7 protein-coding genes are annotated in these 8,254 nt (G+C 68.3%); 5 read left to right on the top strand and 2 right to left on the bottom strand.

Translation table 11 applies throughout. The annotated features are described in order from the left end of the window. From NA4_RS14320 to glgB, 4 genes are all read left to right on the top strand, one after another. Window positions 1-647: tetratricopeptide repeat protein (locus tag NA4_RS14320; protein ID WP_067469966.1), on the top strand; the 647-nt coding region annotated here is incomplete at its 5' end. A gap of 123 nt (window positions 648-770) precedes the next feature. Further along, a complete protein-coding gene (locus tag NA4_RS14315) occupies window positions 771-1,412 on the top strand; it encodes a LysE family translocator (protein ID WP_067469993.1) in 642 nt (213 codons plus the stop codon). 347 nt (window positions 1,413-1,759) lie between these two features. Next, entirely contained in the window at window positions 1,760-3,763 is a 2,004-nt protein-coding gene (locus NA4_RS14310) for an alpha-1,4-glucan--maltose-1-phosphate maltosyltransferase (protein WP_067469964.1), read from the top strand. Continuing rightward, a complete protein-coding gene (glgB, locus tag NA4_RS14305; RefSeq protein ID WP_067469962.1) occupies window positions 3,760-5,913 on the top strand; it encodes a 1,4-alpha-glucan branching protein GlgB in 2,154 nt (717 codons plus the stop codon). The genes NA4_RS14310 and glgB overlap by 4 nt, the downstream gene beginning before the upstream one ends. A gap of 165 nt (window positions 5,914-6,078) precedes the next feature. On the opposite strand, the gene NA4_RS14300 is transcribed toward glgB, so the two are convergent. Further along, window positions 6,079-6,555: a hypothetical protein gene (locus tag NA4_RS14300; protein ID WP_157129005.1), complete on the bottom strand. Its 477-nt coding sequence runs from the start codon at window positions 6,553-6,555 to the stop codon at window positions 6,079-6,081. Window positions 6,556-6,950: 395 nt separating this feature from the next. Continuing rightward, the gene (locus tag NA4_RS14295; protein WP_067469958.1) at window positions 6,951-7,256 is read right to left on the bottom strand and encodes a hypothetical protein; all 306 of its coding nucleotides are present in this window, start codon (window positions 7,254-7,256) and stop codon (window positions 6,951-6,953) included. 182 nt (window positions 7,257-7,438) lie between these two features. Between NA4_RS14295 and NA4_RS14290 the strand changes: the two genes are divergently transcribed. After that, window positions 7,439-8,185 carry a helix-turn-helix transcriptional regulator gene (locus NA4_RS14290; RefSeq protein WP_084497083.1) on the top strand — a complete coding sequence of 249 codons (747 nt, stop codon included), beginning with the start codon at window positions 7,439-7,441 and terminating at the stop codon, window positions 8,183-8,185. Window positions 8,186-8,254: the final 69 nt, after the last annotated feature.

The following is an 8,254-nucleotide window of genomic DNA, read 5'->3' as shown; positions in this document are numbered from 1 at the left end:
TGCCCGCCGATGGCGGCGCCTGGGACCTGGCCACCGTCGAGGCCGAGGCCAATATGCGCATCGCGCAGGCGCTGCGGGTGCAGGGCATCCCCACGGTGATCGCGATCGCGGCCGGTCAGCCGCTGGCCGACTTCGAGGGTGCGCAGCCGGAGCCGCAGGTCCGGCAGTGGCTGAACGCGGTGATAGACGCGGTGGCGGGCAAGCTGGAGGGCGGTGGACAGCCACAGCAGCCCGCCGAGGACCCGCGTTTCGCGGCGGCCGAGGCCGCGCTGGAGCAGGGCGACCTGGCCGGCGCGGAGGCGGCCTACGAGGCCATCCTCGCCGCCGAGCCGACGAACGAGGAGGCCAAGGGCGCGCTGCGCCAGCTCCGGTTCCTCGCCCGCGCGCAGGAGCTTCCGGAGGGGGCAATCGCGACTGCGGACGCCGACCCGTCGAATGTCGACGCCGCGATCGACGCCGCCGACCTGGAGCTGTTCCAGCAGCGACCGGAGGCGGCATTCGACCGGCTGATCGAGGTCGTGAAGCGCACGGCGGGCGACGAGCGCACGAAGGCGCGCACGCGCCTGCTGGAACTGTTCGAGCTGTTCGACCAGGCCGAGCCGTTCGTCGTGTCCGCGCGCCGTAAGCTCGCCGCCGCACTGTACTGAGCCCGCGCGCCGGCACCTTTCCGAGTTGACCGCGGTCCGCCTGACCGCGACTTCTCTGGATGCCCGCGAAGATCGCCGCGGAAACCAATGGCCGAGCCGGGGCGGAACTGGGACCATCGGCTGATGCCGCACTGGGTTCACGTTCTTCCCCAATTCCTGCTGGCCTGCCTGGTTCTCGCGGCGCTGCCGGGACCGGCGACCGCGCTGTTCCTGCAGCGCTCCGTACAGGACGGACGCACCGCTGGCTTGGCGGCCGTGGCCGGGAACGAAATCGGCGTGCTCGGCTGGACGCTCGCGGGCGGGGCCGGTCTGTCGGTGCTCCTGGTCGCGAATCGGGCGATGCATACCGCGGTGCACATCGTCGGTGCGCTGGTGTTGATCTGGCTCGGCGTGCAGGCGTGGCGGGGTGCGCGCGGCGGCGACGAGTTCGGTAGCGCGATGACGAAGTTGCTCCCGCCGGGCCGCGCGCCCGGCTCCGCCTTCCGCGCGTCGTTGCTCTCGATCGCGGCGAACCCCAAGGCGGCCGTCTTCGGTCTGACGATCCTGCCGCAGTTCCTTCCCACCAGCGGGCCGGTGCTCCCGACCGTGCTAATCCTGGCGCTCATCCAGTTGGTGATCGACACAGCCTGGTGCGTCGGGGTGGTCTTGGCCGCCGACCGCGCGGGCGCCTGGCTGCGCCGGACCGGCATCCGGCAGCGGGTCGAGCGCGCGCTCGCCGCGATCCTGGTCGCCCTTGGTCTCGGACTGGCCGCTGACGCACGCTGACCGAGCTCACCCGCCCGTCGGCGGGTTACCGCCCCTCGACCAAGCGGGCCGGATGGGCATACAGCGGAGCCGGACGTGCGGCTCGGCGCGGTCTTGGTCGCCTTCGGCCGGGGCTTGCCGAGGACGCACGCTGACCGAGCGCCTCCGCTTCGGCGCATTCCAGTCCCGCTCACGCGCTCCTTTCAGCACCGATCAGGGTCGAACGCCTCTCGCCACGATCCGATCACGTGGCCACGGCCGCAACCGATCGGACCGCGCCGCTCGCGTGTATCGCGACCACGTCCCGAATGCGCTCCGGAATGCCCGCTGACCCGGTCCTCGGCGTGGTGTACCGGTAGGTTGGTCCCGTGACCGGCCGCATCGCTATCGATGACACTGCCCCGTCCATCGCAGGCGGTCGGCCTGCCAAGGCCGTGGTCGGCGAGGTATTCCCGGTACGCACCGTGGTGTGGCGAGAAGGCCACGACGCTGTCGCCGCCACGCTGGTCGTGAAAGGTCCCGGCGCGTCGCGGCCAACCCGTGTCCGCATGACGCCGGACTACGAACCCGACGTGTTCAATGCCACGTTCACCCCGAACGCCGCGGGCACGTGGACTTACCGCATCGAAGGGTGGAGCGACCCCATCGCCACCTGGCGGTCGGCGATCGAGGCGAAGCTGGCCGTCGGGCAGAGCGCCGCCGACTTGGACAACGACCTCGAGCTGGGTGCCCGGCTGTTCGATCGCGCCGCGCAGGCCGTTCCGAAGAAGCAGTTCGAGCACCTGCGCGCGGTCGCGGCGGCGCTGCGCAGCGCCGAGCAGCTACCCGCGCGGGTGGCCCCTGCCTTCACCGAGGAAGTCGCCGACATTCTGCGCGCCACGCCGCTGCGCGACCTGGTCACCCGCGGTCCCCAGCACACAGTCCACGTCGAGCGGCACCGCGCGCTCTACGGCTCGTGGTACGAATTCTTCCCACGCTCGACCGGCGGTCGCGACGCCACCGGCAAGCCGGTCCACGGCACCTTCGCGACCGCGGCCGAACAACTCCCGCGTATCGCCGGTATGGGCTTCGACGTGGTGTACCTGCCGCCGATCCACCCGATCGGTGAGGTGAACCGCAAAGGCCGCAACAACGCGCTCACCGCGGAGCCGGGTGATGTCGGCTCGCCGTGGGCGATCGGTTCCGAGCACGGCGGTCATGATGCTGTGCACCCCGGGTTGGGCACGGAGGCCGATTTCGCCGCGTTCGTCGCGGCGGCGCACCGGCACGGCCTGGAGGTCGCGCTCGATCTCGCACTGCAATGCGCGCCCGACCATCCGTGGGTGCGGGCCCATCCGGCATGGTTCACCACCCTGCCCGACGGCAGCATCGCCTACGCCGAGAACCCGCCGAAGAAGTACCAGGACATCTACCCGGTCAACTTCGATATCGACCCCGATGGCCTCTACGCCGAGGTGCTGCGCGTGGTACGGCACTGGATCGACTCGGGCGTCAAGATCTTCCGCGTCGACAACCCGCACACCAAGCCCGCCGACTTCTGGGAATGGCTGATCGCGAACGTACGCCGCACCGACCCGGACGTGATCTTCCTGTCCGAGGCGTTCACCCGCCCCGCCCGCCTCTACGGGCTGGCGCGGCGCGGATTCAGCCAGTCCTACACGTATTTCACCTGGCGGGTGGCGAAGTGGGAGCTGACCGAGTTCGGCAACGAGCTGGCCGCGAAGGCCGACGAAGCCCGCCCGAACCTGTTCGTGAACACTCCGGACATCCTGCACGAGAGCCTGCAGCACGGCGGGCCGGGCATGTTCGCCATCCGTGCGGTGCTGGCTGCCACCCTCGCACCCACCTGGGGGGTGTATTCGGGTTTCGAGCTGTTCGAGCACCAGGCGGTGCGTCCGGGGAGCGAGGAGTACCTGGACTCGGAAAAGTATGAGCTGCGTCCGCGCCCGTTCGCCGAGGCGCTGGCTCGCGGGGAATCGTTGGAGCCGTGGCTCACCCGGCTCAACGAGATCCGTCGCGCGCACCCGGCCCTGCAACAGTTGCGCTGCCTGCACTTCCATCACGTGGACAACGACGCGCTGCTCGCCTTCTCCAAGATCGACCCGGCCAGCGGCGACGCCGTGCTGGTCGTGGTGAACCTGAACCCGTTCGGCGCGGAGTGGGGCATGCTCTCGCTCGACCTGCCCGCGATCGGACGTGAGTGGCACGACCACCCGGTGGTGTACGACGAGGTCAGCGGCGAGGAATATCACTGGGCCCAGACCAATTACGTGCGATTGGACCCCGCCAACGCGGTCGCGCACATCATCACGTTGCCGCCGGTATCCCAGCAGGCACGCGCCGAGCTGGCCTACCGCAGGACGCTGCGATGAGGCGACGGGACCTCATGCTGCTCGCGGCGGGCACGCACGCCGACCCGCACACCGTGCTCGGCGCGCACCCCCATCCCGACGGCACGGCCGTGCGGGTACTGCGCCCGCACGCGGAAACGGTGTCGGTGCGAGTGGGTGGCGTCGACCATGCGCTGAAATCCGTTGGCCACGGCGTGTTCGCCGCAGTGGTGCCGCATCCCGAGCTCATGGACTATCGCGTCGTGACCACCTATCCCGGTGGTCAGACGATCATCAGCGCCGACGGTTACCGCTTCCTTCCCACGCTCGGCGACCTCGACCTGCATCTGATCGGCGAGGGCCGCCATGAGCGTCTGTGGGAAGTGCTCGGCGCGCATCCGCGCCGGTACACCACCCTGGACGGGGAAGTCGATGGCACGTCGTTCGCGGTGTGGGCGCCGAACGCGCGCGGCGTCACCGTGATCGGGGATTTCGACGGCTGGAGCGGTAGTACCGCGCCGATGCGCTCGCTGGGCTCGTCCGGTATCTGGGAGGTCTTCGTCCCGGGTGTCGGACCGGGCAGCAAGTACAAATACCGGGTGCACGGCGCCGACGGACGCACCGTCGATCACGCCGACCCGCTGGCGTTCGCCACCGAACAACCCCCTGCCACAGCTTCGGTGGTCACCGAAAGCCATTACGGGTGGAACGACCACGCCTGGCTCGAGCGGCGCGCGGCCACCGACCCGACCCGAGCGCCGATGAGCGTCTACGAGGTGCATCTCGGCTCGTGGCGTCCCGGCCTCGGCTATCGGGAAATGGCCGACCAGCTGGCCGAATACGTGCAGGCGGCCGGATATACCCACATCGAATTGCTTCCGGTCGCCGAGCATCCGTTCGGCGGATCGTGGGGGTACCAGGTCACCTCCTACTATGCGCCGACGGCGCGCTTCGGTTCCCCCGACGACTTCCGCGCGTTCGTCGACCGCATGCACGCCGCGGACATCGGAGTACTGCTGGACTGGGTCCCCGCTCACTTTCCCCGCGACGAATGGGCGCTGGCCCGTTTCGACGGCACCCCGCTCTACGAACACGCCGACCCGCGCCGCGGCGAGCAACTCGACTGGGGCACCTACGTCTTCGACTTCGGCAGACCGGAGGTACGTAACTTCCTGGTCGCCAACGCGCGCTACTGGATCGAGGAATTCCACATCGACGGCCTGCGCGTGGACGCGGTCGCCTCCATGTTGTACCTGGATTACTCCCGCGCGGAAGGCGACTGGGAACCCAACGTGCACGGCGGCCGGGAGAACCTGGAGGCCGTCGACTTCCTCCAAGACCTCAACGACACCGTGCACCGCAACCACCCCGGCGTGGTCACCATCGCCGAGGAATCCACCACCTGGCCCGGCGTCACCCGCGGCACCGACGTCGGCGGACTCGGGTTCACGATGAAGTGGAACATGGGCTGGATGCACGACACCCTGGGGTTCCTCGGCCGCGACCCGGTGCACCGCAGCTGGCACCACAACGAGATGACTTTCTCGCTGATGTACGCCTGGAGCGAGAACTACGTGCTGCCGATCAGCCACGACGAAGTGGTGCACGGCAAAGGCACGCTCTGGACCAGGATGCCGGGTGACGATTTCGCCAAGGCGTGTGGCGTACGGGCGCTGCTGGCCTACATGTGGGCGCATCCCGGCAAGCAATTGCTGTTCATGGGGCAGGACTTCGGCCAGTTCCGCGAGTGGTCGCACGACCGCGGCCTGGACTGGCACGAACTGGACAACCCCCTGCACCAGGGCATCACCGCGCTGGTGCGGGACCTGAACGCGGTCTACCGCGCCTACCCCGCCCTCTGGAGTCAGGACACCACGCCGGGCGGCTACGCGTGGATCGAGGCGAACGACCGGGTCAACAACGTGCTGGCGTTCCTGCGCTACGGCTCGGACGGCTCGGTCGTCGCGTGCGTCTACAACTTCTCCGGATCGATGCACGAGGCCTACCGCGTCGGCCTTCCGCATGCGGGCTGCTGGGTCGAACTGCTGAACACCGACGCGGCGCACTACGGCGGCGCCGGTATCGGCAACCTCGGCGAGGTAATGGCGACCGACGAACGTTGGCACGACCGACCCGCCTCGGCCACGGTGACTCTCGCGCCGAACAGCGCGGTGTGGCTGCGGCCCGTTTGACGATGGGGTCGACGTGGCCGCGCGTCGGTCGTGCTGCGGAGAGTGCCTAGGTGAGCGAGCCGTTCAGGGTGTCCGATGGGCGTGCGGTCCCCGTTGCTCGGCCTGAGCGGCTGTCCTGCACGGTGGCCGCATCCGGCTCGCTCGCGCCGCACCGCTGTTGGGCGCTTACGGCATTACCAGGCACGCGATCCCGAGGTTCATACCGTTGCCGACCGTCATCGCGGGTGTGCTTACGGCGGCCGCTCCCTGCGTCATGGAGGTCCCCGGTGTCGTGGCGGTCCCTTGTTTCGCGGAGATGGTGTGTTGTCCGGTCGCGGTGGGCGTCCAGACCGTGGTGGCCTGGTTGCCGCTCACCTGCGCGGGATTCGGCGAGAAAGTTCCGCCGGCGCTGTCGGTGAACATGACCGGGTCGGAAGATGAAGCACTGTCCATCATGGCCGTCACGCGGTATTCGCAGTTGGTGCCGTAACTCGCGAAACCGAAGCTCATTCCTTGGGCCGCGCTGACCGAGGTGACTGCCGCCCCGGCGTTCGGTGCGACGAGCACGAGCGCGGTCGCGATGGCTCCGATCCCCGTGATGCCTACTCCAGCCCGCGACAAGTGGCGTTTGCGGGCGCGATACGGGTGTGCTGTCGTCCACATCTTGATCACTCCCGGACTGATTCGGTTGATGCGGCCGGATGGTCCGCACAGCTTCTGGGTTTGCCCCGCGCTCCGCAGTTCACAACCGAGCGTGGGTCTCGATCGGGTAGCGGGATGTGTCGTTCGCGACGATCCCCGGGACGTCCGGGCGGCGGAGTTTGCGGCGAACCCGCCGGTGAGCGTCACGTGTCCGTTCCGTGACGGTAGAGATGCCTATCCGGCTCTCGGTGGCCGCGCCGACGACCCGGCATCGGCCGGAATATGCAGGTCAGAAGTCATTCGACGATGAACCTCAGCGGAGCTCCGCTCGCTCCGGTGTGCCCAATGGAGCACTGCGTCGATGCGACGCCTACGGAAGGAATTCCCGGTAGCGCGGATCGGAGATGACGCTCCTCTCATCGGAGCGCCCGTGCGGGCTTCACGAGCCCAGCCTCCACGAGCACCCGGAACGCCGCGGCCTTGGCGTCGCAATGCTCGGCGTCGCAGCGAATCAGCTTCTGCATGACGATCCGGGATTGCGCGACGGTGAACGGCACCAGCGGCGCGGGATGACAGCGTGATTCGACTAGTCCGCCGTCAGGGACAGGCCCGGTTGCCTTTTCGCGGCGGTCGAGAAACCTGGGCAGGCCGTCGAATATCAGCCAGAGCAGAGCAAGAACCGTCGCGATGATGAGCAGCGTGGTGACAAGGTCATCGGGCATCTGGATCCCCCTGGCGCTATGTTGGTGTGGTTGGTGAGCACCCGGCGCCGGGGGCGGCTCAACCCGGCGCCGGGGCCACATTCAGAGTCGTCCTCCGGATCGTGTCCGCGCGATGGCGGAATCGGCGTCAATCCATAGCTATTCAGGGCGACATTTAGGCGTCAAAGGGCTACCGTGACGTCATGCCCACCACTCCGAATACGGCACTACGCGCGGCCAGGAACGCGCGACTGATGAGCCAGGACGATCTAGCCAGAGCGCTCAGGGAGGCCGGGTGCGCGAGCGCCACCAAACGCCTTGTGCAGCGCTGGGAGTCCGGCCTCACCACCAACCCCCGGCCGTCGCACGCACGAGCACTCGAGAAAGTCATGCGGCTCCCGATCGAATCGTTGGGATTCGGCGCCGTCATGGCAGGCCGAAGCCTGTCCGGCGGTGAGGACGGGACCGAGGTCGACTCGGCCATCGGTCAGGTGGAAACGGAGCAGTTCGCGAACGCGCGACGACCGCGGACTCCCGGCAACTACTCCGGGATCTGGCTGTCGCGCTATGAGTACTACTCGTCCGGCCGAGACGCGACGTTCACGGCCGTGCACCACGTAGTGGTGCTACAGCACGACAACCGCCTGACTGTGCGTAGCCTGCCGAACTCCGCACAGTCCTCCATGGAGATGGACCTGACAGTCGACGGGCACGTTGCCACGGGCACATGGAACGAGCACACGGCGCAGGAGGGCTACTATCGCGGCGCCTACTACCACGGCGCGATCCAATTGTTGATCGAGCTGACCGGGACTCGCATGGCGGGCAAGTGGATCGGGTTCGGCAAGAGCTTCGAGATCAACTCCGGTCCGTGGGAGCTGGTGTTGCAGGACTCCTCGACCTCGAAGGCCACGATCGAGGCGTACGATCGACCGCCGGATGTGGCCTGACCAGCGCAGCACTTTGACCGGGTATCCCCAGGTCAGAGCATCGCTGAAGATCACGCCAGGACGCAGCAG

Source organism: Nocardia amamiensis NBRC 102102, assembly GCF_001612745.1.
GTDB classification, from domain to species: domain Bacteria; phylum Actinomycetota; class Actinomycetes; order Mycobacteriales; family Mycobacteriaceae; genus Nocardia; species Nocardia amamiensis.
The sequence above is the reverse complement of the archived record's forward strand: the minus strand, read 5'-3'. Positions and strand labels throughout refer to the sequence as shown.

Excerpts from the sequence above, each read along its gene's own strand:
- NA4_RS14315 (WP_067469993.1), top strand. The coding sequence starts at position 771 with ATGCCGCACTGGGTTCACGTTCTTCCCCAATTCCTGCTGGCCTGCCTG.
- glgB (WP_067469962.1), top strand. The coding sequence starts at position 3,760 with ATGAGGCGACGGGACCTCATGCTGCTCGCGGCGGGCACGCACGCCGAC.
- NA4_RS14300 (WP_157129005.1), bottom strand. The coding sequence starts at position 6,555 with ATGTGGACGACAGCACACCCGTATCGCGCCCGCAAACGCCACTTGTCG.
- NA4_RS14295 (WP_067469958.1), bottom strand. The coding sequence starts at position 7,256 with ATGCCCGATGACCTTGTCACCACGCTGCTCATCATCGCGACGGTTCTT.
- NA4_RS14290 (WP_084497083.1), top strand. The coding sequence starts at position 7,439 with ATGCCCACCACTCCGAATACGGCACTACGCGCGGCCAGGAACGCGCGA.